General features: G+C 73.0%; 28 protein-coding genes and 1 tRNA gene. 16 read left to right on the forward strand and 13 right to left on the reverse strand.

The window, feature by feature from the left end; all coding sequences use genetic code 11:
- Positions 1 to 18 precede the first annotated feature (18 nt).
- Both ACI793_RS08280 and ACI793_RS08285 read right to left on the reverse strand, forming a co-directional pair.
- Positions 19 to 657 (reverse strand): hypothetical protein, encoded by a 639-nt coding sequence (locus ACI793_RS08280; RefSeq protein WP_456605897.1) that lies wholly within the window; start codon positions 655 to 657, stop codon positions 19 to 21.
- Positions 654 to 1874 (reverse strand): CaiB/BaiF CoA transferase family protein, encoded by a 1221-nt coding sequence (locus ACI793_RS08285; protein ID WP_456605898.1) that lies wholly within the window; start codon positions 1872 to 1874, stop codon positions 654 to 656. Before ACI793_RS08285 ends, ACI793_RS08280 begins: the two co-directional genes overlap by 4 nt.
- Before the next feature lie 25 nt (positions 1875 to 1899).
- On the opposite strand from ACI793_RS08285, the gene ACI793_RS08290 reads away from it, so the two are divergent.
- The 7 genes from ACI793_RS08290 (at position 1900) to ACI793_RS08320 (ending at position 7095) form a co-directional block, all read left to right on the forward strand.
- Positions 1900 to 3063, forward strand: coding sequence for an acyl-CoA dehydrogenase family protein (locus ACI793_RS08290; protein ID WP_456605899.1), 1164 nt, complete (start codon positions 1900 to 1902; stop codon positions 3061 to 3063).
- Between the two features lie 22 nt (positions 3064 to 3085).
- Entirely contained in the window at positions 3086 to 3850 is a 765-nt protein-coding gene (locus ACI793_RS08295) for an SDR family NAD(P)-dependent oxidoreductase (protein WP_456605900.1), read from the forward strand.
- Between the two features lie 31 nt (positions 3851 to 3881).
- A complete protein-coding gene (locus ACI793_RS08300) occupies positions 3882 to 4157 on the forward strand; it encodes an antibiotic biosynthesis monooxygenase family protein (protein ID WP_456605901.1) in 276 nt (91 codons plus the stop codon).
- 43 nt (positions 4158 to 4200) lie between these two features.
- Positions 4201 to 4614, forward strand: a complete 414-nt coding sequence (locus ACI793_RS08305) for a rhodanese-like domain-containing protein (protein WP_456605902.1) — start codon at positions 4201 to 4203, stop codon at positions 4612 to 4614.
- Between the two features lie 46 nt (positions 4615 to 4660).
- Positions 4661 to 5062 (forward strand): HNH endonuclease, encoded by a 402-nt coding sequence (locus ACI793_RS08310; protein WP_456605903.1) that lies wholly within the window; start codon positions 4661 to 4663, stop codon positions 5060 to 5062.
- Between the two features lie 71 nt (positions 5063 to 5133).
- The gene (locus tag ACI793_RS08315) at positions 5134 to 5604 is read left to right on the forward strand and encodes a hypothetical protein (RefSeq protein WP_456605904.1); all 471 of its coding nucleotides are present in this window, start codon (positions 5134 to 5136) and stop codon (positions 5602 to 5604) included.
- Positions 5605 to 5691: 87 nt separating this feature from the next.
- Entirely contained in the window at positions 5692 to 7095 is a 1404-nt protein-coding gene (locus tag ACI793_RS08320; protein ID WP_456605905.1) for a glycine--tRNA ligase, read from the forward strand.
- A gap of 38 nt (positions 7096 to 7133) precedes the next feature.
- On the opposite strand, the gene ACI793_RS08325 is transcribed toward ACI793_RS08320, so the two are convergent.
- Positions 7134 to 7766: a class I SAM-dependent methyltransferase gene (locus ACI793_RS08325; RefSeq protein ID WP_456605906.1), complete on the reverse strand. Its 633-nt coding sequence runs from the start codon at positions 7764 to 7766 to the stop codon at positions 7134 to 7136.
- A gap of 132 nt (positions 7767 to 7898) precedes the next feature.
- Between ACI793_RS08325 and dusB the strand changes: the two genes are divergently transcribed.
- From dusB to ppdK, 3 genes are all read left to right on the forward strand, one after another.
- Positions 7899 to 9059: a tRNA dihydrouridine synthase DusB gene (gene dusB / locus ACI793_RS08330; protein WP_456605907.1), complete on the forward strand. Its 1161-nt coding sequence runs from the start codon at positions 7899 to 7901 to the stop codon at positions 9057 to 9059.
- Positions 9056 to 9484 carry a hypothetical protein gene (locus ACI793_RS08335; RefSeq protein ID WP_456605908.1) on the forward strand — a complete coding sequence of 143 codons (429 nt, stop codon included), beginning with the start codon at positions 9056 to 9058 and terminating at the stop codon, positions 9482 to 9484. The genes dusB and ACI793_RS08335 overlap by 4 nt, the downstream gene beginning before the upstream one ends.
- 76 nt (positions 9485 to 9560) lie before the next feature.
- On the forward strand, positions 9561 to 12266 hold the full coding sequence (gene ppdK / locus ACI793_RS08340; RefSeq protein ID WP_456605909.1) for a pyruvate, phosphate dikinase: 2706 nt from the start codon (positions 9561 to 9563) through the stop codon (positions 12264 to 12266).
- A 24-nt stretch (positions 12267 to 12290) separates the two neighbouring features.
- Here ppdK and ACI793_RS08345 read toward each other — a convergent pair whose 3' ends face one another.
- Together ACI793_RS08345 and aztD are read right to left on the reverse strand one after the other, a co-directional pair.
- Positions 12291 to 13160 (reverse strand): metal ABC transporter substrate-binding protein, encoded by an 870-nt coding sequence (locus tag ACI793_RS08345; RefSeq protein WP_456605910.1) that lies wholly within the window; start codon positions 13158 to 13160, stop codon positions 12291 to 12293.
- Positions 13157 to 14497 (reverse strand): zinc metallochaperone AztD, encoded by a 1341-nt coding sequence (aztD, locus tag ACI793_RS08350; protein WP_456605911.1) that lies wholly within the window; start codon positions 14495 to 14497, stop codon positions 13157 to 13159. The genes ACI793_RS08345 and aztD overlap by 4 nt, the downstream gene beginning before the upstream one ends.
- Before the next feature lie 143 nt (positions 14498 to 14640).
- Here aztD and ACI793_RS08355 point away from each other — a divergent pair, with 143 nt between their 5' ends.
- From ACI793_RS08355 to ACI793_RS08370, 4 genes are read left to right on the forward strand one after another with little or no spacing between them, the layout of a single operon-like run.
- Positions 14641 to 15258 carry a YdcF family protein gene (locus ACI793_RS08355; RefSeq protein ID WP_456605912.1) on the forward strand — a complete coding sequence of 206 codons (618 nt, stop codon included), beginning with the start codon at positions 14641 to 14643 and terminating at the stop codon, positions 15256 to 15258.
- Positions 15259 to 15264: 6 nt separating this feature from the next.
- Positions 15265 to 15777 (forward strand): hypothetical protein, encoded by a 513-nt coding sequence (locus tag ACI793_RS08360; protein WP_456605913.1) that lies wholly within the window; start codon positions 15265 to 15267, stop codon positions 15775 to 15777.
- Entirely contained in the window at positions 15777 to 17657 is a 1881-nt protein-coding gene (gene dnaG / locus ACI793_RS08365) for a DNA primase (RefSeq protein ID WP_456605914.1), read from the forward strand. Before ACI793_RS08360 ends, dnaG begins: the two co-directional genes overlap by 1 nt.
- The gene (locus tag ACI793_RS08370; protein WP_456605915.1) at positions 17654 to 18208 is read left to right on the forward strand and encodes a hypothetical protein; all 555 of its coding nucleotides are present in this window, start codon (positions 17654 to 17656) and stop codon (positions 18206 to 18208) included. Before dnaG ends, ACI793_RS08370 begins: the two co-directional genes overlap by 4 nt.
- Before the next feature lies 1 nt (position 18209).
- Here the strand turns inward: ACI793_RS08370 and ACI793_RS08375 are convergent, their stop codons facing one another.
- Positions 18210 to 18419 (reverse strand): hypothetical protein, encoded by a 210-nt coding sequence (locus ACI793_RS08375; RefSeq protein ID WP_456605916.1) that lies wholly within the window; start codon positions 18417 to 18419, stop codon positions 18210 to 18212.
- Positions 18420 to 18563: 144 nt separating this feature from the next.
- Between ACI793_RS08375 and ACI793_RS08380 the strand changes: the two genes are divergently transcribed.
- Positions 18564 to 18636: transfer RNA gene (locus ACI793_RS08380), tRNA-Asn, on the forward strand.
- Between the two features lie 118 nt (positions 18637 to 18754).
- Positions 18755 to 20323, forward strand: coding sequence for a DUF222 domain-containing protein (locus ACI793_RS08385; RefSeq protein ID WP_456605917.1), 1569 nt, complete (start codon positions 18755 to 18757; stop codon positions 20321 to 20323).
- A 47-nt stretch (positions 20324 to 20370) separates the two neighbouring features.
- Here the strand turns inward: ACI793_RS08385 and ACI793_RS08390 are convergent, their stop codons facing one another.
- From ACI793_RS08390 to ACI793_RS08420, 7 genes are all read right to left on the reverse strand, one after another.
- A complete protein-coding gene (locus ACI793_RS08390) occupies positions 20371 to 20739 on the reverse strand; it encodes a hypothetical protein (protein ID WP_456605918.1) in 369 nt (122 codons plus the stop codon).
- Positions 20740 to 20771: 32 nt separating this feature from the next.
- Positions 20772 to 22316, reverse strand: coding sequence for an acyl-CoA synthetase (locus tag ACI793_RS08395; protein ID WP_456605919.1), 1545 nt, complete (start codon positions 22314 to 22316; stop codon positions 20772 to 20774).
- 5 nt (positions 22317 to 22321) lie between these two features.
- Positions 22322 to 23410, reverse strand: a complete 1089-nt coding sequence (locus ACI793_RS08400; RefSeq protein ID WP_456605920.1) for an acyl-CoA dehydrogenase family protein — start codon at positions 23408 to 23410, stop codon at positions 22322 to 22324.
- A gap of 28 nt (positions 23411 to 23438) precedes the next feature.
- The gene (locus ACI793_RS08405) at positions 23439 to 24620 is read right to left on the reverse strand and encodes an acyl-CoA dehydrogenase family protein (RefSeq protein ID WP_456605921.1); all 1182 of its coding nucleotides are present in this window, start codon (positions 24618 to 24620) and stop codon (positions 23439 to 23441) included.
- A 160-nt stretch (positions 24621 to 24780) separates the two neighbouring features.
- Positions 24781 to 25422: a TetR family transcriptional regulator gene (locus ACI793_RS08410; RefSeq protein ID WP_456605922.1), complete on the reverse strand. Its 642-nt coding sequence runs from the start codon at positions 25420 to 25422 to the stop codon at positions 24781 to 24783.
- Positions 25419 to 26582: a thiolase C-terminal domain-containing protein gene (locus ACI793_RS08415; protein WP_456605923.1), complete on the reverse strand. Its 1164-nt coding sequence runs from the start codon at positions 26580 to 26582 to the stop codon at positions 25419 to 25421. The genes ACI793_RS08410 and ACI793_RS08415 overlap by 4 nt, the downstream gene beginning before the upstream one ends.
- On the reverse strand, positions 26579 to 26983 hold the full coding sequence (locus ACI793_RS08420) for a Zn-ribbon domain-containing OB-fold protein (protein WP_456605924.1): 405 nt from the start codon (positions 26981 to 26983) through the stop codon (positions 26579 to 26581). Before ACI793_RS08420 ends, ACI793_RS08415 begins: the two co-directional genes overlap by 4 nt.
- Between the last annotated feature and the right edge of the window lies 1 nt (position 26984).

Here is a 26984-nt window from a genome sequence, read left to right on the forward strand (position 1 = left end):
GGGCCGGCGGCTCGCTGCCTAGCCGTAGCTGTAGCCCCCCTCCGCGGCGCTGTCCAGGACGAAGCCGGGCCCGCCGAACTCCTGCGCGATCCGGTCGAGCGCCTCCTGCGGCGTGTCGGTCAGCATCGTGAGCCGGACGGCGTTGTTCTGCTCTTCCAGGTAAAGCCCCGCGAGGTGCTCCCGGATCGAGGGGTCCGAGAGGGACACGTCGTTGAGCCGCCCCAGGAGGGACTCCAGCTCAGCCAGGCTCACCGCGACCTCCTCGAGGACGAGCTGCTGGCCGGCGGGCACCAGCGACCGCAGGCGCTGGACCGTCTCCTCGGACCAGGTCCCCGCCACCGCGAGGTGGATGACACCGCCCGCGGCCTGGTCGATCCAGATGCCGCCGAAGCCGTCGAGGTCCTGCGCCGCTGCATGGAGGGCGCCGACCGTCGCGGACCGTGCATCGATGGCGGCCGCTTCGTCCGGTGTCAGCGGGATCCCGAGCCGGTCGGTGGTCGAGCCCGGGTCCGCGTCGACCTTCCGCACGTACGACAGGTCCGAGCGGAGACCGAACTGGGCGCGCAGAGCTATCTCGTAACTCTCCTGGTCGGTCGGCGGCGGGCCGGCCGGGGACGTGGCATCCGGGGACATGCCGTCCGCGTCGTCCGGCGTCACCGGGATCCCGGATCCCCGGCGCCCACCGTGCCGGCCGCGCACAGGCGGTCGATCTCCGCGGCGCTGTAGCCGAACTCGGAGAGCACCGCGACGGTGTGCTCGCCGAGGGCCGGGACGTCGCCCATGGCCAGCTCCACGTCGGTGAAGGTCATCGGAGGCAGGATCGCGCGCACCGGGCCCACAGGGGTGCCCACCTCGCGCCAGCGGTCCCGGGCGCTCAGCTGCGGGTGCTCGATGAGTCCCTGCATGTCGTTGAGCTGCGCCGCCGGCACACCCGCCTCGGCCAGCCGGGCGTCGAGCTCGGCCGTCGTCCACGTGCGGGTCTCCGCGGCGACCACCTCGTCGCACTCGGCCCGGTTCGCCACCCGCAGCACGTTGGTGCGCAGCCGGGGGTGATCCGCCAGCTCCGGACGGCCGAACACCGTGGTGACGAGGTCCTGCCACCCCCGGTCGTTCTGCACGCCGATCAGGACCTGCCCGTCGCGGGTGGGGTAGGCGTCGTAGGGCGCGATCGCGGCATGGCTCAGGCCCATCCGCGGGACCTGCCGGCCGGCGTACATCTGCATGTACATCTGGTGCCCGAGCCACTCGGCGGTGGAGTCGAACATCGACACCTCGACGGTGGCGCCCTCACCGGTGCGCTCGCGCCGGAACAGCGCGGCCAGCACGGAGTTCGTGGCGTAGAGGCCCGCGGCGATGTCGGAGGCGGGGACGCCGGTCTTGGTCGCGGTCTCCGGCGTGCCGGTGACCGAGACCAGCCCCGTCTCGGCCTGGATCAGCATGTCGTAGGCCTTGCGGTCCCGCCGCGGCCCGTCGGCGCCGTAGCCGGACATGTTCACGACGACGAGCCGCGGGTCGGCGGCCCGCAGCGCCTCGCCGTCGAGTCCCAGCCGGGCGACCGCCCCGGGCGCGAGGTTCTGCAGGAAGACGTCGGCCCCCGCCACGAGGGCCCGCACCGCGGCCACGCCGTCGGGGGACTTGAGGTCGAGGGCGACGGACTCCTTGCCGCGGTTGAGCCACACGAAGTGCGAGGCCATCCCGTGCACCGCGCCGTCGTAGTGGCGGGCGAAGTCGCCCTCGCCCACCCGCTCGATCTTCAGCACCCGGGCGCCCAGGTCGGCGAGGTGGCGGGTGGCCAGCGGGGCGGCCACCGCCTGCTCCAGCGCCACCACGGTGATCCCGGCGAGGGGGAGGAGCGGGGGTGTGACGGCGGTCATGGCCGCACAACATAGTGTCCGCGGCATGAGCACCCTGACGGCGGACGAGCAGGACATGGTCGGCCTGGTCGCGCGCTTCGTCGACGAGCGGGTGAAGCCGCGGGTCCGGGAGTTCGAGGCGGTCGACGAGTACCCGCACGAGTTCATCGAGGAGATGAAGGGCCTCGGCTTCTTCGGTCTCCTCGTGCCCGTGGAGCACGGCGGCGCCGACGTCAGCGCGGCCTGCTTCGCCCGCGTCACCGAAGAGCTCGCCCGCGGCTGGATGAGCCTGGCCGGCGCGATCGGCGGCCACTCCGTCATCAGCTACCTGATCCGCACCTTCGGCACACCGGCCCAGCAGCGCACGTACCTGCCCGCGATGGCCGAGGGGCGCATCCGCGCGACCATGGCGCTGACCGAGCCCTCCGGCGGCAGCGACCTGCAGGGCATGCGGACCTCCGCCGCCGCGGACGGAGACGACCTGGTCATCACGGGATCCAAGACCTGGATCTCCAACGCCCAGCACTCCGGTCTCATCGGGCTGCTGTGCAAGACCGACCGCACCGCCGAGCCCGCCCACACCGGCATGAGCGTGCTCCTCGTCGAACCCGGGGAGGGCCTGACGGTGTCGGGCAAGATCCCCAAGCTCGGGTACCGGGGCGTCGAGGCGTGCGAGCTCTCCTTCGACGCGATGCGGGTGCCCGCCTCCGCCGTCCTCGGGGGCGTACCCGGCCAGGGCTGGCGGCACATGATGCGCGGCCTGGAGGTCGGCCGGATCCAGGTCGCGGCCCGGGCGGTCGGCGTCGCGCAGGCCGCACTCGAGGCGGCACTGGCCTACGCGCAGGACCGCGAGACCTTCGGCAAGCCGATCTGGCAGCACCAGTCGGTGGGCAACCTGCTCGCCGACATGGCGACGAAGACGCGGGCGGCGCGGCTGATGACCCTCGACGCCGCCGCGGTGCTCGACAGCGGCGAGCGCGCCGACCTCGAGGCCGGCATGGCCAAGCTGTTCGCCTCCGAGACGGCGATGCAGGTGGCGCTGGACGCCATGCGCGTGCACGGCGGCTACGGCTTCTCCCGCGAGTACGACGTCGAGCGCTACTTCCGGGACGCCCCGCTGATGATCCTCGGCGAGGGTACCAACGAGGTGCAGCGCAACGTCATCGCCGCCCAGCTCGTCGCCCGCGACCGCAACCGCGAACGGATCTGACCACCCTCCGAGAGGAACACCCATGCAGCTGTCCGGACTCACGACCGCCGTCACCGGCGGCGCCTCGGGCCTCGGCCTGGCCACCGCCCAGCGGCTCGTCGCCGCCGGCGGCCGGGTGACGATCATCGACCTGCCGAGCTCGGCCGGGGAGCAGGTGGCGGCCGACCTGGGGGACGCCGCCCGGTTCGCCCCTGCCGACGTCACCGACAGCGAGCAGTTCGCCGCCGCCCTGGACGCCGCGGGCGAGGGCGGCCCGCTGCGCGGCCTGGTGCACTGCGCCGGCGCCGGCCGCCGGCTCCGCGTGCTCGACAAGGGCGGCGAACCCGGGTCGCTGGAGGACTTCGAGTGGGTGATGAAGCTCAACGTGACCGGCTCGTTCAACGCGCTCCGGCTGGGCGCGGCCCGCATGGCGCGCAACGAGCCCGAGGACGGCGAGCGCGGCGCGATCGTGCTGACCGCCTCGGTGGCGGCGTTCGAGGGCCAGATCGGTCAGCTGCCCTACACCGCGTCCAAGGCGGCCATCGTCGGCATGACCCTCAACGCGGCCCGCGACCTGGCGAGCAAGGCGATCCGCGTGTGCACCATCGCCCCCGGGATCATGGACACCCCGCTGCTGGCACGCCTGCGTGACGACGTCCGTGCGTCCCTGGAGGCCTCGGTGCCGAACCCGCCCCGGCTGGGGAACACCGCCGAGTTCGCCCTGCTGGCCGCCCAGATCCTGGAGAACGGCTACCTCAACGGCGAGACCATCCGGCTCGACGGCGCCATCCGCATGGCACCGCGCTGACCGGCGACGCCTCGACGACGGGAGACAGCGGATGTTCGCGGTGACGCGCCTCCGGGCGACAGCAGAGGACGGCGCGGCGCTGCAGGCAGCCGTCGGGCCGCTGCTGGAGGCGCTCGGGGCCATGCCGGGTTTCCGGAGCGGGGACTTCGGCCGGGCGGCCGACGACCCGACGCTGTGGGCGCTGGTGACCCGGTGGGACGGCGTCGGGGCGTACCGCCGCGGGCTCTCGGCCGCGGCGGTGAAGATCGCCGGGGCGCCGGTGTGGATGCACGCCGTCGACGAACCCGGGGTCTACGTGACGGAGTGACCTCGGCGGGCGGCCCGCTGCACGCGCTGGCAGGCTCGTCCCCGTGACGTCGGTGGTGCACGGAGGGGTCGACGCGGTGCTCGCCGCCAGCCGGGAAGGCGTCCGCCGGCTGACCCCCGTGGAGCTGCGCGCGGCCGCGTCCCGGGGCGCCCTGGTGGTGGACACCCGGACCGAGGCGCAGCGCCGTCGGCAGGGCGAGCTGCCGGGCGCCGTCGTCATCGACCGGACCGTGCTGGAGTGGCGTCTGGACCCTGCGGGTGACCACCGCATCCCCGAGGCCACCGGCCCCGGCCTGGAGGTCGTCGTCGTGTGCCGGCAGGGCTACAGCTCCAGCCTGGCCGCGGCGTCGCTGCGGGCCATCGGCCTGCACCGGGCCACCGACCTGGTCGGGGGCGTGGAGGCGTGGATCGCGGCCGGACTCCCCATGTCGGCGGGGCCGGCCGACGTGCGGGAGTGACGCGGCGCTCCCACCTGCGGCGCCCGTCAGCGCCTACGGTCGGCCGGTGGTCAGCCGCACCCGCACCGCCCGGTACGCCCGTCGGCGCAAGCGCCGCATGGACGCCGTCGAGCACGACCTGAGCCCCGGGCAGTGGACGCTGCTGCAGGAGGCCTGGGGCGGCTGCGCCTACTGCGGCGCGACCGGCGTGCCGCTGCAGCGCGACTGCGTGCTCGCCCTGTCCCGCGGCGGCCGGTACACCCTGGAGAACATCGTCCCCGCCTGCGGCTCGTGCAACGCCAGCAAGTGCAACGACGAGGTCACCGGCTGGCTGCGCCGCAAGCGGCTGGACGAGCGGGCCTTCCTGGTGCGGCACGCCGAGGTCCGCATGCTGCTCGCCCAGCAGTTCACCGACGACGACAGCGACCGGGACGCCGACGAGCTGCAGCCCGCGGGCGGGGAGGCGTAGCGCGCGCCGGGGCGGGCATCCAGCACCGGAGCTCCCGCCGCCGGCGGGCCGCGGACCGCCCGGAGGCACCCATGACCGATCGGATGCACGACGGGCCCCCGGCGCCCGAGGACCCCACCCGCGACATCACGCTGCCGCCGCTGCCCGACCGCCCCCCGGCGGCGATGCCCGCGGAGTGGGCGGGCCACCGCGCATCCCTGGACCCTCCGACGACGTCCGTACCGGGGCCCGCACGGCCACCGGTCGCAGCGAGTGGCACTCCACCCGCGGAGGCCCCCGCTGTCGAGGAACTCGACCCGGCCGAGGTCGAGGCGCGGCGACTGGCCGTCCGGCGCACCGACGAGCTGGCGGCGCCACCCGGCCCGGCGGTCCGGCAGCGGACGCTGGCGTTCAGCTCGCCCGAGATGCGGCACCGCCCGATCGAGCCGGTGCAGGTGGGGGCCAACCCGCGGCGCTGGCCCTGGGTGGTCCTCACCCTGCTGCCGATCCTGGTGATCGTCGCCTCGACGGTCGCCTGGCTGATCCTCCTCCGGGGCAGCTGAGCGCACCCGCGGGCGGAGGCGTCCACCGGCGCACAACTACCGTGGACAGGTCAACCGCCGACCGCCAGCCGGATGGAGCCTCTCGCCGTGAGCGACAGCACCGCCAAGCACGACCCCGCCCGCCTCGACAAGGTCGTGAACCTCTGCAAGCGACGGGGCTTCGTCTTCCCGTCCGGGGAGATCTACGGCGGCACCCGCTCCGCATGGGACTACGGCCCCCTGGGCGTCGAGCTCAAGGAGAACATCAAGAAGCAGTGGTGGCGCACCGTCGTCCAGAGCCGGGACGACATCGTCGGCCTGGACTCCTCGGTGATCCTGCCCCGCCAGACCTGGGTCGCATCCGGGCACGTCGGCGTCTTCACCGACCCGCTGACCGAGTGCCAGAGCTGCCACAAGCGCTTCCGGGCCGACCACCTGGAGGAGGCCTTCGAGGAGAAGAAGGGCCGGGCGCCGGAGAACGGCCTGGCCGACATCTCCTGCCCGAACTGCGGCACGAAGGGCGCGTGGACCGAGCCGCGCGACTTCAACATGATGCTCAAGACCTACCTCGGCCCCGTCGAGGACGAGTCCGGGCTGCACTACCTGCGCCCGGAGACCGCCCAGGGCATCTTCGTGAACTTCGCCAACGTCATGGGCGCCGCCCGCAAGAAGCCGCCGTTCGGCATCGGGCAGATCGGCAAGTCCTTCCGCAACGAGATCACCCCGGGCAACTTCATCTTCCGCACGCGCGAGTTCGAGCAGATGGAGATGGAGTTCTTCGTCGAGCCGGGCAGCGACGAGGAGTGGCACCAGTACTGGATCGACGAGCGCACCCGCTGGTACACCGACCTCGGCATCGCCCCGGAGAACCTGCGGCACTACGAGCACGCGAAGGAGAAGCTGTCGCACTACTCGAAGCGCACCGTCGACATCGAGTACCGCTTCGGCTTCCAGGGGTCGGAGTGGGGCGAGCTGGAGGGCATCGCCAACCGCACCGACTTCGACCTGAGGACGCACACCGAGCACTCCGGCACCGATCTGTCCTACTTCGACCAGGCCAGCAACACGCGCTGGACGCCCTACGTCATCGAGCCCGCGGCCGGCCTGACCCGCTCGCTGATGGCCTTCCTCATCGAGGCCTACACCGAGGACGAGGCGCCCAACGCGAAGGGCGGCGTCGACACCCGCACGGTGCTCACGCTCGACCCGCGGCTGGCGCCGGTGAAGGCCGCCGTCCTCCCGCTGTCGCGCAACGCCGATCTCTCGCCGAAGGCGAAGGACCTCGCCACCGCCCTGCGCCGGAACTGGAACGTCGACTTCGACGACGCCGGCGCCATCGGCCGCCGGTACCGCCGGCAGGACGAGGTCGGGACGCCGTTCTGCATCACCGTCGACTTCGACACCCTCGAGGACCAGGCGGTGACCATCCGCGAGCGGGACTCGATGAGCCAGGAGCGGGTCGGCCTGGACCAGGTCGAGTCCTACCTGGGCGCCCGCCTCGTCGGCTGCTGACCACGCCCGCCTGACGCCCGCCCGGCACCGGGCGGGCGTCAGGCCGGCTTGTGCCAGACCAGCAGGTAGCGCCAGAACAGCAGCCGCCGGACGCGGACGCCCGGCAGCAGGTCGGCCGCCTGCGCCCGTACCTGACGGGTGGTCAGCGAGCCGTCGGCCACGGGCATCGCGTCGTGGCTGTCCTCGTGCCGGAAGAGATCGGCGCCGGTCACCGGGCGCAGGCCGCTGAAGGCGAGCCCGAGGGCGTGGTGGCCGATCGCCGCCGCCAGCTCGACCGGGAGGTCGCGAGGCAGGTCTCCTGCCGGGAGGGCCAGTGCGGCGAGCACGCCCCCCGGTCGCAGCCACCCGGCCATGCGGGGCAGCGCCTCGTCCAGTGGCAGGTGGTGCAGGACCGCGACGCTGAGGACCGCGTCGTAGGAGGCGGCGGGCAGGTCGACGGTCAGGGCGTCGGCGACCTGCAGGGTCAGGTTGGGCGGGGCTCCCTCGCGCGCCGCGTCGACCATCACCGGCGACCGGTCGATGCCGTCGACGTGCGGGACCGTCGCGGCGAGGCGGCGCGCGAGCGTGCCGGCGCCGCAGCCGACGTCCAGCGCCCGCTGGGCTCCGGCGGGCACCTGCCGCAGGAGCAGCCGGTGGTACCAGCTGTTGTGGTCCCAGTCCGTGACGCCCATGCGGGCAGGATGCCAGGGACGGCGGCCGGAGCGGTGTCCCTGGAGCGGACACCCCGGGCCACGGAACGGCCGCGTGGGGGCCACCGCCCCGTCGCGCCGGGGTGACGTACCTCGCCGCCTACGCTGGGTGCCGTGACCGCCACCCTCGAGCCGACGACGACGGCGCTCCCGCCGTTGCGGCTCGGGGCGCTGACCGTCGACCCCGCGGTCGTGCTCGCGCCGATGGCCGGCATCACCAACCCGGCGTTCCGGACGCTGTGCCGGGAGTTCGGCGCCGGCCTCTACGTCTGCGAGATGATCACCACCCGCGCGCTGGTCGAGCGCAACGAGAAGACGCTGCGGATGGTGCGCGCGACCGCCGACGAGAAGGACGCGTTCTCCGTCCAGCTCTACGGCGTCGACCCGGCGACCGTCGGCCGTGCGGTGGAGATGCTGGTCGACGAGGGCGTCGCCGGTACCCGCCCGGCGCACATCGACCTGAACTTCGGGTGCCCGGTGCCCAAGGTGACCCGCAAGGGCGGCGGCTCCGCGCTGCCCTGGCACCGCGTCCTGCTGCGGAACATCGTCCGCGAGGCCGTGCGCGCCGCGAAGGACGTCCCGGTCACGATCAAGACCCGCATCGGCATCGACGCCGACCACGTCACCTACCTCGACGCAGGCCGGATCGCCCAGGACGAGGGCGCCGCCGCCATCACCCTGCACGGGCGCACGGCCGACCAGCTCTACAGCGGCACCGCCGACTGGGCGCCCATCGCGCGGCTGGTCGAGAGCGTCGACATCCCGGTGCTGGGCAACGGCGACATATGGGAGGCCGACGACGCCCTGCGCATGGTCGCCGAGACCGGCTGCGCCGGCGTGGTCATCGGCCGGGGATGCCTGGGCCGGCCGTGGCTGTTCGGCGACCTGGCCGCCGCCTTCGCCGGCGAGTCCCGCCGGGTGCTGCCGACCATGTCCGAGGTGGCCGCGATCATGCACCGGCACGCCACGCTCCTGGCCGAGGAGCACGGCGAGCGCCACGGCTGCAGCGACTTCCGCAAGCACGTCGCCTGGTACCTCAAGGGGTTCTCCGTCGGATCCGACGTGCGGCGGGCGCTGGCCATGGTCAGCGGTCTCGACGAGCTGGCCGAGCTGCTCGCGCGCATCCCCGACCAGCCCTATCCGACCGCCGTCCTCGGGGCTCCGCGCGGCCGCACGACCCCGCCGCGGCCGGTCGCCCTGCCCGAGGGCTGGCTGGCCGACCGGGACGACCCCCGACCTCCGGTGGGCGCGGAACTGGAGACGAGCGGCGGATGACCAGCGGGCCCTTCCTCTACGACGACGACCCGGCGCCGCTGCACACCGGTGCTCCGCAGCGGTCGGGCAAGTGGCTGGTGCTGATCTTCGGCGGCACGGTGCTCGCCGCTGTGCTCGTCGTGCTCCTCGGCGTCGTGATCCGCGGCTCGGGCAGCGAGCAGGCGACCGAGGTGACCGGGGTCTTCCTGACCGCCCTCGCCGCGGACGACACCGAGACGGCGCACGCCCTGCTCTGCGCGGACGAGCGGGCACGGCTGGAGCCGGGTGACGTGGCCGGCGAGTACCTGGGCGACGGTGACCCCGAGCTGGGCGAGGTGCGCAGGGACGGGGACGTGCGGCTGGTACCGGTGCGGTGGGCCGACGGGACGACGTCCGAGCTGACGGTCATCGGGGAGGACGGCCTCCGGATCTGCGGCACCGACTGATCCGGCCGCCGTCGCTCCGGTACGGCACGATCCCCTCCAAGCGGTAGCGAGCTGTCGAACGCGGAGGTACGGGGCGATGACCAGCAAGGCGACGTGGGTCTACGACTTCAGCGAGGGCAACAAGGAGCAGAAGGACCTGCTCGGCGGCAAGGGAGCCAACCTCGCCGAGATGACCAACCTGGGGCTGCCGGTGCCGCCGGGCTTCACCATCACCACCGACGCGTGCCGCTACTACCTGGAGCACGGCGGCACCCCCGAGGAGCTCGACGGCCAGGTCACCGAGCACCTGAGGGCGCTCGAGAAGGCGATGGGCAAGTCGCTGGGCGACCCCGACGACCCGCTGCTGGTCTCGGTGCGCTCCGGTGCAGCCGCCTCGATGCCCGGGATGATGGAGACCGTCCTCAACGTCGGCCTGAACGACGAGTCGGTGCAGGGCCTCGCCGCGCAGGCGGGCAGCGAGCGGTTCGCCTGGGACTCCTACCGCCGGCTGATCCAGATGTTCGGCAAGACCGTCCTGGGCATCGACGGCGAGCTGTTCGACGAGGCGCTCGACGAGGTGAAGCGGGAGCAGGGCACGGAGTCCGACCTCGACCTGGACGCCGCGCACCTGACCGACGTCGTCGGCCGGTTCAAGGAGATCGTCCGGGAGCACACCGGCCGCGACTTCCCGCAGGACCCGCGCGAGCAGATGGACCTGGCGATCAACGCCGTCTTCGACTCGTGGAACTCCGACCGCGCGGTCATCTACCGCCGGCGCGAGCGCATCCCGAGCGATGCCGGCACCGCGGTCAACGTCTGCGCGATGGTCTTCGGCAACCTGGGCATGGACTCGGGCACCGGCGTCGCCTTCACCCGCGACCCGGGCAGCGGCGCGCAGGGCGTGTACGGCGACTACCTGCAGAACGCCCAGGGCGAGGACGTGGTCGCCGGCATCCGGAACACCGTGCCGCTGGTCGACCTGCAGAGCATCGACCGCGGCGCCTACGACGAGCTCATGGGCATCATGAGCCGGCTCGAGGGCCACTACCGCGACCTGTGCGACATCGAGTTCACCGTCGAGCGCAACAAGCTGTGGATGCTGCAGACCCGCGTCGGCAAGCGCACCGCTGCCGCCGCGTTCGTGATCGCCACCCAGCTGGTCGACGAGGGGCTCATCGACATGGACGAGGCGGTCCGCCGGGTGACCGGGGACCAGCTGGCCCAGCTGATGTTCCCGCGCTTCGTCTCCGGTGGGGACGCCACGCAGCTCACCCAGGGCATGAACGCCTCGCCCGGGGCCGCCGTCGGCAAGGCGGTCTTCTCGTCCGCGGAGGCGGCGACGTGGGCGGACCGCGGCGAGGACGTCATCCTCGTGCGCCGGGAGACCAACCCCGACGACCTCTCCGGGATGATCGCCGCCCAGGGCGTGCTGACCAGTCGCGGCGGCAAGACCTCGCACGCGGCCGTGGTGGCCCGCGGCATGGGCAAGACCTGCGTGTGCGGCGCCGAGGAGCTGCAGGTCGACACCAAGGGGAAGAAGTTCACCGCGCCCGACGGGACCGTCGTCAACGAGGGCGACGTCATCTCCATCGACGGCTCGACCGGGCGCGTGTGGCTGGGCGAGGTGCCGGTGGAGCCGTCGTCGGTCGTCCGCTACTTCGAGGGCGAGATCGACCCGACGGCCGAGGACACCGACGACATCGTGCGCAGCGTGCACCGCATCCTCACGCACGCCGACCAGCAGCGGCGGCTCGACGTCCGCACGAACGCCGACACCCCGGAGGACTCCGCCCGAGCCCGGCGCTTCGGCGCCCAGGGCATCGGCCTGTGCCGCACCGAGCACATGTTCCTGGGCAGCGACCGCCGGAAGCTCGTCGAGAAGCTGATCCTGGCCGACGGTGACGCCGACCGGCAGAGCGCGCTGGACGCCCTGGAGCCGCTGCAGAAGCAGGACTTCCTGGAGATCTTCGAGGCGATGGACGGGCTGCCGGTGACCGTGCGGCTGCTCGACCCGCCGCTGCACGAGTTCCTGCCCGACCTCACCGAGCTCTCCGTGCGCGTCGCGCTGGCCGAGGAGCGGGGCGAGCCCGACGAGGGCAACCTGCGGCTGCTGGCCGCCGTCCGTGGCATGCACGAGTCCAACCCGATGCTCGGACTGCGCGGGGTGCGGCTGGGTCTGGTCGTTCCCGGCCTGTTCGCCATGCAGGTGCGCGCGATCGCCGAGGCGGCCTGCGAGCGCAAGCTCGCCGGGGGAGACCCGCGACCGGAGATCATGATCCCGCTGGTCGGCGCCGTGCAGGAGCTGGAGGCGATCCGCGAGGAGACCCAGCGGGTGCTCGCCGAGGTCTGCGAGAGCTGCGGCATCGACGTGCAACCGCTGATCGGCACCATGATCGAGGTGCCCCGCGCCGCGCTCACCGCCGGGGAGATCGCCGGTTCCGCGGAGTTCTTCTCGTTCGGCACCAACGACCTGACGCAGATGACCTGGGGCTTCTCCCGCGACGACGTCGAGGCGGCGTTCTTCCACCAGTACCTGGACAAGGGGATCTTCGGGATCTCGCCGTTCGAGTCCCTGGACCGGGACGGGGTGGGGCGGCTGGTGCAGATCGCCGCCGAGGCCGGCCGGGCCGCCCGCCCGGAGCTGAAGCTCGGCATCTGCGGCGAGCACGGCGGCGACCCCGACTCGGTGCACTTCTTCTCCGAGGTGGGCCTGGACTACGTGTCCTGCTCCCCGTTCCGGGTGCCGGTGGCCCGGCTGGAGGCCGGCCGGGCGGCCCTGGGCGGGGACCGCGCCGGCTCCTGACCGAGCCGGCGCGGCCCTCCCACGTCACCCGCAGACGAGCCCCCGGCGGAGCGCGGCCAGGTTCGCCGCCATCAGCTCCGGATAGGTCTCGTCGTCGGCCACCCGCTCGATCGGGTGCAGCACGTCCGAACCCAGGTCGAGCTCGGAGGCCAGCGTCTCCGCCACCCCGAGTCCGGCCGCGGCCTCGAAGAAGATCGTGCGGGCCCCGGAGCTCCGCACCTCGTCGGCCACCTGGCGGAGCCGGGCGGGGGAGACCTCGACGTGCGGGTCGAGGCCGGCCACGCCGACCTGCTCGAGCCCGTACCGGTCGGCGAGGTAGCCGAACGCCTCGTGGGAGGCGAGCAGCGTCGCCCCCCGGCACGGGTCGAGCTCCTCGGCGTACCGCTCGTCGAGCCGCTCCAGCGTGGCCTGCAGCCGCTCGGCGCCGTCGGCGTACTCGGGCGCGTGCTCGGGGTCGACCGCCGCGAACTCGTCGGCCACGTCGTCGGCGAGGTCGGCCATCCGCACCGGGTCGAGCCAGAAGTGCGGATCGGCCCCGTGGTCGGCCAGGGGTGCGGCGTCCACCAGGTGCTCGGGGTCCTGCTGGGCGACGACGTCGTCGACCGACGCCTGGAGGGCGCCGGACAGGTGCACCACGACGTCGGCCGCGGTCAGCGTCGTGATGTCGCGCGGGGACAGCTCGAGCCCGTGGCTGTCCCCGCCGGCCGGGGTGAGGTTCGTGACCGACACCAGGTCGCCGCCGACCTCCGCTGCGACGTACTCCAGCGGGTAGGAGGTGGCGACGACCGCCAGCCGGCCGTCGTCGGTGGCGGCCTGTCCGGAGCCGCACGCGGCGAGGCCGCAGGCGAGACAGCCAGCGACCGCGGCCGCGCCCAGAGATCCGGCCCGGGTCACTCGTCGTGCTCGTCGTCGTGCTCGTCCCCGTGCTCGCCCTCGTGCTCGTGCTCGGCGTGCTCCTCGACGTCGCCGCTGACGCCCGCCAGCTCGTTGGGCGACACGTCCAGGCCGGCGCTCTTCCAGACCTCACCGCCCGCGATGTCGACGGCGTGGATCTGCCGGGTGGCCGGCTCGGTCACGTAGGCCATGCCGTCGACGACGACGACCTGCGGGTGCGGGTCCTGCCAGTTGTCCGACTCCTCCCACGGGGCGGTCACCGGGATCGACCGGGTGACCGTGCCGGAGGCGACGTCGATGACCTGCAGGGCGCCGTCGTAGGTCAGCACGAGGCCCTCGCCGTCGGGTCCGCGGTCGAACGACTGGTACCAGTACGGCGCCGGGAGGTCGACCAGGCGCAGTGACGCGGTGGTGGTGTCGATGAGCGCGACGGTGCTCGACCGGTCGTCCTCGCTGCGCTCGTAGTCGCCGAGCACGATCGGCGAGTCCTCGGTGCCGAACTGGTTGCCGATGCGGCCGTACTCGTCGGGGCTGTCGATCTTGGTCAGCTCGCCCTCGCGGTACAGCACGGCGCCGTCCTGGCAGCCGATCACGATCGCCTCGCCGGCGGCCACGGTCTCGCCGTGCACGTTCGGGCAGTCGTCGCGTGCGGCGATCTCGTTCCCGTCGGCGTCCAGGATGCGGACGCCGCTGCGCGACTCCTCGTCGCCGTCGGAGACCAGCATGGTGCCGTCCGCCAGCTCGACGGCGACCCCGTGGTGCGCCTCCGGCGTGGAGAACTCGAGCAGCTCGCGGTCGGGGTCGGCGATCTCGGCGCTGTCGAACGCGGTCACGTCGCCGGTGCCGTCGTCGAAGAGCACGGTCCGGCCGGCGTGGGCGACCACGTGCCCGGGCTTCTCCGCCGGGAACAGCACGTCGGTGAGCTGGGGATCGGCCGTGTAGTGGTGGTCGTGGTCGCCGTGCGGCTCGGCCCACGCGCCGCCGTCGAGCAGCCGGAAGCCGCCCTGGGTCGAGACGAGGAAGTGCCGGCCGTCCCCGGCGGGGTTGAGCCGGTTGAAGCCGGTCAGCGACTCGTCGGCGAGCACCTCGAGCGTCGTGGCGTCGAGGACCTGGATGCCGCCGTCGTAGGTGAGTGCCAGGCGCGGTGCGCTGGCCCCTACCTCGGTCGGCTCGGCGGCAGAGGACGTCTCGGTCGCGGCAGGAGTCGCCTCGGTCGTCGGTGCGGCGCCGGCGTCGGTGCCCTCGTCGTCGGCCGACGCACAGCCGGCAGCCAGCGCGAGGGGCAGCACCGCGGCCAGCGCGACGGCCCGGAGGGCGGGGGAGGGGTGGATGGGCATGGGTGCTCCAGGTGGTCGACGGTGGATCACCGACACCCTAGCCATAACGAGAATCATTACCGATAAGCGGGACGCGCGACGGCCATCCCCAGGGGCGTCGCGTCGTCGGTCCCGCGTGGTACCCATGACACGTGGGTGTGCGCGTGCGGAGCCTGATGGGGCGGGTGGTCGGCGCAGCCGTCCTCGCGTCGTTGCTCCTGGTCGCCGCCACCGCGCTGGCGATCTGGTGGACGGCGCGGCAGGACGCCCGCCCGCCGTCCGACGCGATCGTGGTGCTGGGCTCGGCGCAGTACAACGGGGTGCCCTCGTCGATCTTCGAGGCGCGGTTGGAGCACGCCCGCGCCCTCTACGAGGCCGGCGTCGCTCCGGTGGTCGTGACCGTCGGTGGCAAGGCGGCAGGCGACGCGTTCACCGAGGCCGAGGCCGGTCGCGACTACCTGGCGGCCGGCGGCATCTCCGCCGACGCGCTGCTCGCCGTCCCCGAGGGCGTGGACACCCTGCAGAGCATGCGGGTGGTCTCGGACGCGTTCGCGGAGCGCGGGTGGTCCACCGCCGTCCTGGTGACCGACCCCTGGCACGCCATGCGTGCCGAGCGCATGGCCGAGGACGCGGGCATCGCCGCCGAGAGCTCGCCCACGCGCCAGGGCCCGGCGGTGCAGACGCGGGTCACGCAGTTCCGGTACATCCTGCGGGAGACCGCGGCCTACCTGCTCTACCGGGCGACGGGCGAGTCCGTTGCCGGCGCTCCCGGGATCGGCTGAGGAGACATGGTGCTCGAACTGGGCATGGCCGGGACAGCCGGCGCCGGCAAGGGCGTGATCCCGGTGCTGGCCGACGGCGGGCTGGTCGCCACCCTCCAGGCGGCCAACTGGAAGGAGCAGGCCAGCGCCGTCGTCGGCGATCGCGAGTGGTCGTTCAGCAAGCGCAAGGGCGAGCTGACGGGCCGCTGGGCGCTCGATCCCGAAGACTCTGCTCGGCTGCGGGCGCGACAGGCCTCGTACTGGAAGGGGACGTGGGTCGCCGACCTCGACGGCACGGTCGTCCAGGTGGAGACCCTGTCCCACTGGCACGGCACCCACCGTTTCCTCTCGGGCGGGCAGCAGGTCGCGCACAGCGGCTCGACCGGCGGCTGGTCGCCGCGGCCCACGCTGACCGCCACGCCGCAGATGCCCCTGGACCACCAGGTCTTCCTGCTCTGGCTGGAGCTGGTCATCAGCCGGCGCAACACCGCCGTGATGGCCGGGGCGGTCGGCGTCGCGGTCATCGGGGGCAGCTCCTGATGGCCGGCCGGGGACGCATCCGGGCCGCGGACATCGCGCTGGTCCGCGAGCGCTCGCGGATCGACGAGATCGTCGGCGAGCACCTTCAGCTCAAGAACGCCGGCGGCGGCAGCATGAAGGGGCTGTGCCCGTTCCACGACGAGAAGTCGCCGTCCTTCCAGGTGACGCCCAGCCGCGGCCTCTACCACTGCTTCGGCTGCGGGGTGGGTGGCGACGTCATCTCCTTCATCCAGCAGATCGACCACCTCAGCTTCTCCGAGGCCGTCGAGCTGCTGGCCAACCGGGCGAACATCGAGCTCAAGTACGAGGACGACGGCGGGCGGCCCACGGCGGGCCCCGACCGTGCCTCGGTGGGCCAGCGCGCCCGGCTGGTCGCGGCCAACGCCGCTGCGGCCACCTTCTTCACCGAGCAGCTGGGCACCCCGGACGCCGCGCCGGCGCGCCAGTTCCTGGCCGAGCGCGGGTTCGACCGGCAGGTCGCGCTCGACTTCGGCTGCGGGTTCGCTCCGGGCGGCTGGGACGCCCTCACCCGGCACCTGCGCGGCGCCGGGTTCACCCAGAGCGAGCTGGTCACCGCCGGGCTGGCGAAGGAGTCCTCCCGCGGCACCCTGATCGACCGCTTCCACCGTCGGCTGGTGTGGCCCATCCGCGACATCACCGGCGACGTCATCGGCTTCGGCGCCCGCAAGCTCATGGACGACGACCCGGGTCCCAAGTACCTGAACACCCCCGAGACCCCGCTCTACAAGAAGAGCACCGTGCTCTACGGCATCGAGCGGGCCAAGCGCGACATCGCCAAGCGGCACCAGGCCGTCGTGGTTGAGGGCTACACCGACGTGATGGCGTGCCACCTGGCCGGCGTCACCACCGCCGTCGCCTCCTGCGGCACGGCCTTCGGCGGGGAGCACATCAGCGTGCTGCGCCGGCTGCTCATGGACCAGGACGAGTTCCGCGGCGAGGTGGTCTACACCTTCGACGGGGACGCGGCGGGCCAGGCCGCCGCGATGAAGACGTTCAAGGAGGACCAGCGCTTCGTCGCCCAGACTTTCGTCGCCGTCGAGGGGGAGGGGCGAGACCCGTGCGAGCTGCGCCAGGAGCAGGGGGACGCCGCGGTGCGCGACCTCATCGCCCGGCGCTCGCCGCTGATCGAGTTCGTGCTCAAGACGACGCTGGCCGACTACGACCTGGACACCGTCGAGGGCCGCGTCGCCGCGCTGGAGAAGACCGCCCCGCTGCTGGCCCAGATCAAGGACCACGCGCTGCGGCCGGCCTACGCCCGCCGGCTGGCGTCGCTCATCGGCGACACCGACGAGGCCGACGTGCTGGCGCGGGTGCGCCGGCACACCGGTGAGGGCCAGGCGCCCGCGCGCGGGCGGCCGCGGACGCCGCAGCGGACGCCGGACGACGCGGCGATCGCGATCGAGCGCGAGGCGGTCAAGGCCGCCCTCCAGGTGCCCGAGCTGGCCGGCCCGACCTTCGACGCCGTGCCACCCGCGGCCTACACCCACCCGGACTACGCCGCGGTGGCCGCAGCGGTCGCCGGGGCCGGGGGAGCAGCGGGCGCCACCGTGACCGGTCCGGCCTGGCTGGACCTGGTGGCCGAGCAGTGCGACCGGGAGTCCGCGCGGGCCCAGCTGACGGCGCTGGCCGTCGAGCCGCTGCGCTCCACCGGCGAGGCCGACGCCGGCTACGTGATCGCGGTGATGGCCCGGCTGCAGGAGATGGCCACCATGCGGGAGGTTTCCGCGCTGAAGGGGCGGCTGCAGCGGATGAACCCCGTGGAGAGCGGCGACGAGTACATGAAGGCCTTCAAGCAGCTCATGGACCTCGAGCAGTTGGCCATCTCGCTGCGCAAGCGCGCGATCGGCGGTCTGGGATGAGCCTGCTCGACGAGCTGCGGCGACGGTTCGCCCGGCCGCCCGAGGCGGTGCGTGCGGCCCTGGACGCCGACGAGCAGGCGCTGGCGTGGGGCCGGCTCGCCCGCGACGAGGGGTGGCTGGTGGCCACTCCCCGTGGCCTGCGCCGGTTGGGGGCCGACGGTGGGCTCGGCGAGCCGCTGCCGTGGCACGAGATCGGCTCGGCGACGTGGTCGGCGGCCGGCCAGACGGGCGGCACGTTCACCGTCACCCCGTTGGCCGAGGTGGAACCAGGAGTGCAGGCGCGCCTCCCGGTGCAGCGGCACGTGCTCGCCGACGCCGGCGACCTGCCCGCCATCGTGCGCCGGCGGGTCGATCAGACCGTGGTGGCCAGCCAGCGCTCTCCGCTGCCGGGCAGGGGAGGGGTGCTGCTGGTGGCCCGGCGGATCCCCGGTCAGGCCGAGCGGGAGTGGACCGTCGTGTTCGACGACGACGCCGACCGCGCCGATCCGGTCGCGCGCGAGGTGGCCCGGCAGAAGCTGGCCGAACTCGTGGCGGCCGACCAGCCCGACTGACTCAGCGGGGGGCGTCGGTGCCCATGCGGGCGCGGATCGAGGAGAACGCGTCGTCGGCCCGGGCCTGCGCCATGCCGGCCAGGCTCTGCAGGCGCGGGTCGTCCTTCGCGCGGTCCCAGCCCTGCCGGATCTGCTCGTAGCGCTCGCGTCCGGCCCGTGAGCCGAGCACATAACCGGCGCCGAATCCGGCCAGGAACGACAGCTTCGCCACGGGAACCTCCAGGACAACGGGAGCGGAACAGGCGATGACGCTACCTGTGAGCATCGTCGCCTCCGGACACGGCCGAGGGGGGCGAGGTCGAGTCCGACCGTTGCGGTAGTCTCGTCGGCGCCAGCGGGTGCTCGCGCCCGCTCGTCCCCCGTAGCTCAATTGGCAGAGCATGCGACTGTTAATCGCAGGGTTACTGGTTCAAGTCCAGTCGGGGGAGCGCTCCTCGAAGGACCCGACCACGCGGTCGGGTCCTTCTGTCGTTCCAACGCCGCCATGGTGGTGAACGCGCTGGTCAACGCGTCGGAACTGTCGTACCCCGTGGCTAGCGTCAGGGCATGGCAGTCGGGGGCGGGTTCGCGGTCGGTGTGACCGTCGTGCCCGTCGACGCCGCGCCCTCACCGTGGGAGCAGGCGGACTCCGAGCCCCCTGGCCGGGTCGAACGGTTGGGTGCCTGGCTTCCGCGCCGACGCTCCTCGTCGGAGTCGGCGCGATTGATGCAGCAGGTCACGGTCGCCGAGGCCCAGCTGGCCGCGCTCAAGTGCGAACTGGCACTCGACATTGCCGCGGATCGCCCGGCCCCCGTCGACCCGCGGCCGGGTGAAGCCGGAGCCGCCGGCGCGGGGCCCGACGGCGTCAGCGAGTTCGTGCTCGACGAGCTGGCGCTGATCCTGAACGCGAGCCGGACGGCGGCCGTGACGCTGCTTGACCAGGCCCAGATCTTCGCGAGCCGGCTGCCGGCGACCTGGGCCGAGCTGGCCGCTGGGCGGCTGGACTGGCCACGCGCCCGGGCGATCGCAGCAGAGCTGGGGCGCCCCGCCGACGACAGCGATCCCGCGGTCGTCGCAGCCGTGGAACGAGCCGTGCTCCCGATCGCGACCCAGCTGTCGGTACGGCGACTGCGGGAGCGGATCCACCGCGAACTGGTCGCCCTCGACGCCGAGGCCACCGACCGCCGGCGGTGGCAGGCGCAACAGGCCGCGGACGTGACGGTCCGACGCATCGGGAACGGGATGAGCGAGCTCAGCATGCTGATGCCGCACCCCGATGCGGTGGCCTGCCGGAAGACCCTCGGTGCGCACGCCCGCGCCGCGCAGGAGGCCGGGGACCGACGGCCCATCGGGATGTTGCGTGTCGGGGCCGGCATCGACCTGATGCTGCGTCCGTGGCAGGAGCGGCCCCCGGTCGCGGCGCACGTCACGGTGATCGCCCCGCTCGAGGCACTCACCGTCGGCGCCTTCCTCGACGCGGGCTCAGCCCTGCCCGCCGCCTTCGCGCCCGGCCCGACTCCGGCGGCAGTGGGAGAGGTGGACGGAGAGGCCATCACCGCCGCCCACCTGAGGGAACTGCTCGGACAGCTGGACGCCCTGGGCCCGGGCGGGCTGCAGGCTCCTCCCGGTGGCACCCTCGACATCGCCGTCACCGACTCGTGCGGGCGGCTCCTCGCCGTCACCGGTCGCCGGGAGCTGGAGCGCCTCGTCGCCCGGGGGTGCCCGGCACACCAGGGCACGTCGTGCGGCTGCCCGGTCCTCTCAGCGCCCCCCGCCGTGGACCGCTACAGCCCGTCGGCGGGGCAGCGCCGCTTCGTAGTCACCCGCGACCGCACCTGCCGTCATCCGGGGTGCCACGTGAGCGCCGGATGGGCCGACCTGGACCACGTCGTCCCACACGGGGCCGGCGGCCCGACCGACTGCGCGAACTTGTGCTGCCTGTGCCGCCGGCACCATCGGCTCAAGACCCACGCCGACGGCTGGACCCACACGTTGAGCGACGACGGGATGCTCACCGTCATCACGCCGTCCGGCGTCACCCGGATCAGCCGACCACCCGGATGGCGGGTGCTCGAGGAGTCGCCTGGCCCACCGCCGACGCAACCGGCGGTGGGCGAGGATCCGCCACCGTTCTGAGGACGCGATGTCGCTCGGTCTCAGGGGTGGTGGCATGCCCGCCGGCGTCACGGCCGATGGCCGGTTCGCACGGTCACGAGGAACTCCCGGCCTGCCGCCCGCACCACCTCACCTGTCCACGGATCCTCGAGATGGCCGTCGTCGTCCTCGTCGAAGCCCCGCAGCGCCGTCCCGCTCGGTATGCGCAGGACAGGCTGCGGGGCGCCGTCCCGCGGCACCACCCGGACGTCGACCACCCGTCCGCTGACACGTTCCATCACGGGCAGCTCGAGGTCGTGGTGCGACTCGGCAAGGCGAGTCCCACCGTCCTGCGCCGTGTAGCGGAGGCACTCCAGGTCGACCAGCTGGTTCCGCTCGATGGCTTCCCCGCAGCACTCGTGCTCCCAGCCGCCCACCTCGACGACGACGTCCACCACGCCCCCTCGCTTGCCCGCTCAGCGGTGGCGGATCACCCCACCGTGGCGGCGTACTCGTCCCGGAGCTTGCCCTTCACCATCTTGCCGGTGGGCGTGCGCGGCAGGGCTTCGCGGAAGTGGAACTCCCGGGGGACCTTGTAGCCGGCGAGGTGCTCACGGGCGAACGTGGCGAGCTCGCCCGCCAGGTCGTCGGTGACCTCGACACCCGCGGCGGGTTCGACGAAGGCCACGACGCGCTCGCCCATCTCGGGGTCGGGCACGCCGATGACGCCGATGTCGGCCACCTTCGGGTGCAGCGTGAAGGCGTTCTCGATCTCCTGCGGGTAGATGTTGACCCCACCCGAGATGATCATGAACGACGAGCGGTCGGTCAGGTACAGGAACCCGTCCTCGTCCAGGTAGCCGAGGTCGCCCACGGTGGTCCACCCGGGGTTGTCGGGGTGCTCGGCGCTCTGGGACTTCAGCTCGTCCCCGTGGTAGCTGAACGGGCGCGTGCCGGTCGCCGAGGCGAAGTAGATCGTCCCGACCTCGCGCGGCCCGAGCTCCTTGCCCTCGACGTCGCAGATGTGCAGGCTGCCCGGCGTGCTGGGCTTCCCGACCGAACCCGGGTGCTCCAGCCAGGTGGCGGAGTCGATGAACGTGGAGCCGGCGGCCTCCGTGGAGGCGTAGTACTCCATGATGATCGGCCCGAGCCAGTCGATCATCGCCCGCTTGACGTCCGGCGGGCACGGTGCGGCCGCGTGGATGACCATGCGCAGCGAGGACAGGTCGTAGCTGGCGCGCACGTCCTCCGGCAGCTTGAGCAGGCGCACGAAGTGCGTCGGCACCATCTGCATCTCGGTGACGCGGAACCGCTGGATCGCCTCGAGCACGCCCTCGGGGTCGAACTTCTCCATCATGACCACGGTGCCGCCCAGCGACTGCACCGCTGCCATGAACGCCATGGGTGCCGCGTGGTACGCCGGTGCCGGCGACAGGTAGATGGTCTGCTCCGTCATGCCGTAGAGCAGCTGCAGCGTCGCCGACATGGCGCTCTGCTCGTCGACCTGCGCCCCGGTCAGCGGGCGCTTGATGCCCTTGGGCCGGCCGGTGGTGCCCGACGAGTAGAGCATCGTGTCGCCACGCGGCTGGTCGCCCAGCGGCTCGTCCGACGCCGCGTCCCGCACCGCCTCGTAGCTCTCGTAGCCGGGCACCGGCCCGCCGAAGGCCAGCCGGTGCTGCACCGACGGCGCCTGCAGCTTCGTCGCGAGATCGGCCAGGTTCGCCGACACGAAGAGCACCCGGGCGCCGGAGTTCTCGATGATGTAGTCGGCCTCCGGCGCAGCCAGGTGGCTGTTGGCGAAGGTCACGTACAGCCCGATGCGCACGCCGGCCCAGTACAGCTCCAGCGTCTCGGGCACGTTGTCGCTGAGCACCACGACGGAGTCGCCGGGCACCAGCCCTACGGTGTCCCGCAGGAAGTGGGCAGTCCGGCGACTGTTGTCGTCGAGCTGCCGGTAGGTGAGCGACCGGCCGGAGCCGGCCATCACGATCGCGGTCTTGTCCGGCGCCGTCTGCGCCCAGGTCCCGGGATACATGGCGGTCAGACCCCGAGCTTCGTGGCGACGCGGTCCTGCTGGGCCGCCGGACCGCCCAGGAGCACGTTGCCGGTGATGGCGTTGCGGTAGTACAGGTGCGCGTCGTGCTCCCAGGTGAAGCCGATGCCGCCGTGCAGCAGCATCGTCATCTTCGCGGCCTCGACGTACCCGCTGGAGGCCAGGAGCCGGGCCGACGCGGCGTCCAGCGAGGCCGTGGGGCTGCCGAGGGCCAGCGACTCCGACGCCTTGCGGACGGCGGCGTCGGTCAGCGCCCAGTCGGTGTAGATGTCGGCGAGCGGGTGCTTGACGCCCTGGTAGATGCCGATCGGCTGGCCGAAGCTGTAGCGGATCTTGGCGTACTCGGTCGTCATGTCCAGGCACGCCTTGGTCGCCGCAGCCTGCTCGCTGGCCAGGGCCAGGTCCGCCAGGACGGCCACCGTGTCGATGGCGGCGGCCGCGTCCCCGGCGAGCAGGCGCCCGGGGGTCTTGTCGAGGGTGACCGTCGCGATGCCGCGGGTCAGGTCCAGCGAGTCGACGGGGGTGACGGTGAGACCGGGTGCGTCCTTCTCCACGAGGAAGATGCCCTCGGCGGTGGGAACCAGCAGGACGTCGGCCTCCGCGGCGTTGAGCACCGAGGTCTTCGTGCCGCTGATCGTGCCGTCGGCCACGGTGCAGGCGGAGTCGCTCACCGCCCACTCGCGACGCGGGCCCTCGCTGACCGCCAGCGTGCCGACGGCGGTGCCGTCGGCGAAGCGCGGCAGCCACTCGCGCCGGGCGTCCTCGTCGTCCAGGGCGAGCAGCGTGCCGGTCGCCAGGACGCTGGTCGCCAGCACCGGCGTCGGCACCAGGCCGGCGCCGAGCTCGCGCAGGGCGACGACGAGGTCGGACCACGAGGCGCCGGCGCCGCCGTACTCCTCGGGGATCGCCAGGCCCGCGACGCCGAGCTCCTGGCTCAGCCGCCGCCAGACCTCCGGGTCGAAGGCCTGCTTCGCGTCGATGGTCTTCCGGACGGCGGACATCGGCGCCTGACCGGAGACGAAACGCCGGACACTGCTCGCCAGATCGCGCTGGTCGTCGGTGTCGATGAGGGTCACGAGGTCGCTCCTTGGGCGGACGCGGCGGTCACTTGGACAGCTTGAGCTGGTTGAAGGGCACGTTCTTGTCCACGCCGGCGTCCTTGGGCAGGCCCAGCACGCGCTCGGCGATGATGTTGCGCTGGATCTCGTTGGAGCCACCGGCGGTCGCACCACCGGGGGCGGCCAGGATCGACCGGGCAAGGGGCAGCGTGTCCGGGGTCTGCAGCGCGATCTCCTCGCCGAAGATCTCCTGGACGACGTCGGAGACCCACAGCGGGAAGGTGGCGCCGGCGAGCTTGGCCGCCGATCCCCGTGCGCCGATGGGAAGGCCGGCGCGGGCCTCCTGGTGCAGGACCGCGCTGTAGGACCGCATGGCGCTCTCCCGGGCGGCGACCTGCGCGAGCTTGCGGCGCACGGACGCGTCGCCGTCGAGACCCCGCGCGCGGACCAGCTCGACCAGCGCGTCGTAGCCCAGGGGGTTGGAGCGGGCCCGCACACCGGTGCCGATGGTCACCCGCTCGTACCGCAGCATCGCCACGGCCACGGTCCAGCCGTTGTTCACCTCGCCGATCACCGCGTCCTCGGGGACGTGGACGTCGTCGAAGAACACCTCGTTGAACGGCGCGTCGCCGGTGGCGACCACCAGGGGCCGGACCGTGACGCCCGGGTGGTGCAGGTCGACGATGAACATCGTGATGCCCTGGTGCTTGGGCCGCGACGGGTCGGTGCGGGCCAGCACGGCGCCGAAGTCGCTGAACTGCGCGCCGGAGGTCCACACCTTCTGGCCGTTGATCAGCCAGCCGGTCTCGGTGCGCACCGCGGAGGTCTGCAGGCTGGCGACGTCGGAGCCGCCGCTGGGCTCGGAGAACAGCTGGCTCCAGATCTCGTCGCCGCGGAGCATCGGCGGGATGTAGCGCTTCTTCTGCTCCTCGGTGCCGAACTCCAGGAGCGTCGGCGCGGGCATGCCCAGGCCGATGACGAAGGGGCCGACCGGCATCCGGAAGTCGGCCGCCACCTCGTTGAAGGCGAGCTGCTCGGCGGTGCCCAGGCCCTGGCCGCCGTACTCCTTGGGCCAGGTGATGCCGGCGAGACCCGCCTCCCACAGCCCCTTCTGGAACGCCTTGGACTCCTCGAGCGTCGCGGAGGCGCCCTGGGACTCCTGGTCGAAGGGCTTGGCGTTCTGCTGGAGCCAGGCCAGGGCCTTGGCCCTGAACTCGTCGGTCGACATGGTGGTGAGCCCTTCCTGCGGGGGACGGCGGAGCGGTGGTCGAGCGCCTCGGAATCAGGCAGAACACGCTCTACTTACGCGGCGCGATCATCGTAGCCGGAGGAACGGGGATGAGGCGAGGGTCACGTCCGCAGGTTCTGCGGGGGCGGCACGAGGGCGCTCAGCCCAGCAGCTTCTCGGCCGCCAGGCGGATGCGCTGCTCGGCCGCGCCGGCGGTCAGCCGGCCGTTGAGCCAGTCCACGGTGCAGCCGATCCACAGCGACTCGACCATGTGCAGCGCCAGGTACTCCGCCGCCGTCACCTCGTGGTCGGCGCCCCACGCCGCCGCGGCGGCGATGTCGACGAACGTGTTGTCGTGCCCGACCGGTGGCGTGCGCTTCTCGTGGGCCCCGAAGGGCACCGGTGACTGGCGCACCGACAGCGCGGCGTGGGCGAACCCGGGGTCCTTGACCATCGCGTGGAACGCGCGGGCGAAGACCTCGCCCGCCCGTGCCTCGGGCGTCCGCCCGCGGGGTCGGCGCGCGTCCACGTCGTGGCTGAGCTTGGCCATCTCAGACTGGACGGCGGCGAGCAGCAGCTGCTTCTTGGACGGGTAGTAGCGGTAGAACGTCGCCAGCGCGACCTTGGCCCTGGCCGCCACCTCGCGCACCTGGACGGCCTCGTAACCGCCCTGCCCGGCGAGCTCGATGGCCGCGCGGATCATCCGCTGGGTGCGGGCGGCCCGCGCCTCCGAGGAACGCCCGGACAGGCGCTCCTCGGCCAGGTCGTCGTCCGTCGCCTCGACCGCGTCCGGCGTCGTCATGATCGGTGGTTCGACAGGACGAGGCTGCCGGCCGCGGCGAAGAACATGCCGACGCCCTGGACGAAGCTCGTGCGGACGTCGGGCACCTGCGCGAAGGCCTCGCCCCGCAGCTGGCGCACCGCCTCCTGGATGGCGAACATGCCGTACATGCCGGTGTGCGTGTAGGACAGGCCGCCGCCGTTGGTGTTCATCGGCAGGCGGCCGCCCCTGCCCGTGTGCCCCTCGGCGATGAAGTCGCGCGACTCGCCCCGCCCGACGAAGCCGAGGTCCTCCAGCATGTAGAGCGGGAGGTGCGCGAAGGCGTCGTAGGCCATGAGGTGGTCGACGTCGGCGTGCGAGATCCCGGCCGTCGCCATGGCCTCCGCACTCGCCCGGCGGAAGGCCTGGAAGGACCCCGGGTCGGCCATCTGCGAGACCATCGGGGCCTCGGCGGACTCGCCCGAGCCCAGCAGGTAGACCGCCCGGTCGCCCGCGGGCAGGTCGGCGGCCCGCTCCGACGAGGTGAGCACGAGCGCCCCGCCGCCGTCGGTGACGACACAGCACATGTCCTTGGTGAACGGCCAGGCGACCGGCGGCTGGTCGAGCACCGCCTCCACGGTCGTCGGCTTCTGGCGGGAGGCGCGCGGGTTGCCGACCGCCCACTCCCGCTGGGCGACGACGACCTGCGCCAGGGCCTCGCGCTCCATGCCCCGCTCCTGCAGGAAGTGCAGGGCCGGCACCGTGAAGGTCGAGTACGGGGTCTGCGCGCCGTAGACGGCCTCGAACTGGCCCTGAGCGGAGGCCGGGTTGGGGCCCCGGCCGCCCATGCCCACGCGCGACCGGCCCGACTCGCCATGGGTCACCAGGACGACGTCGGCGGCTCCGGCGGCGATGGCCGCCGCTGCGTGACGGACGTGCAGCATGAAGCTGCAGCCACCCACCATCGTGCCGTCCAGCCAGCGCGGGGTGATGCCGAGGTGGTGGGAGACCTCGTGCGCCAGCGGGCCGGCGGTCGCGATCCCGTCCACGTCCTTCGCCGTGAGGCCGGCGTCGGCCAGCGCGTTGCGCGCCGCGTCCGCGTGCAGGTTGATCATGGAGATGCCCGGCAGGCTGCCGATCTCCGTGGTCTCCGCGGCCCCGACGATCGCGATGTCGCCGCCGTGCATGGATGTCGTGGTCATCGGGCCGCCTCCGCCGGGGTGAACACCGGGATCGCGTACTCGCCGCGCTCCTCGAACGTCACGCGGAGCGGCATCCCGAGCGGCAGCTGCTCCGGCGTCGGCTCGACCCCGACGACGTTGGACATCATCCGGGGGCCCTCCTCGAGCTGGACCAGGGCGATGACCAGCGGACCGTCCGACGGCGGCAGGGGGCGGTGGTTGATGACGTAGGAGACGAGGGTGGCGCGCCCGCTCGTGACCGTCCACGCGACGTCGCCCGACCCGCACCGGGGGCAGAAGGGCCGCGGGTAGAAGTAGTGCTCGGTGCAGCTGGTGCACTGCTGGACGCGCAGCTCGCCGGCCGCCGCCCCCTCCCAGTACGGGGCTGTCTCCGGTGTGGGGAGCGGGGTCGGTCCGGGCATC

It is taken from the genome of Blastococcus sp. SYSU DS0617, assembly GCF_054051075.1.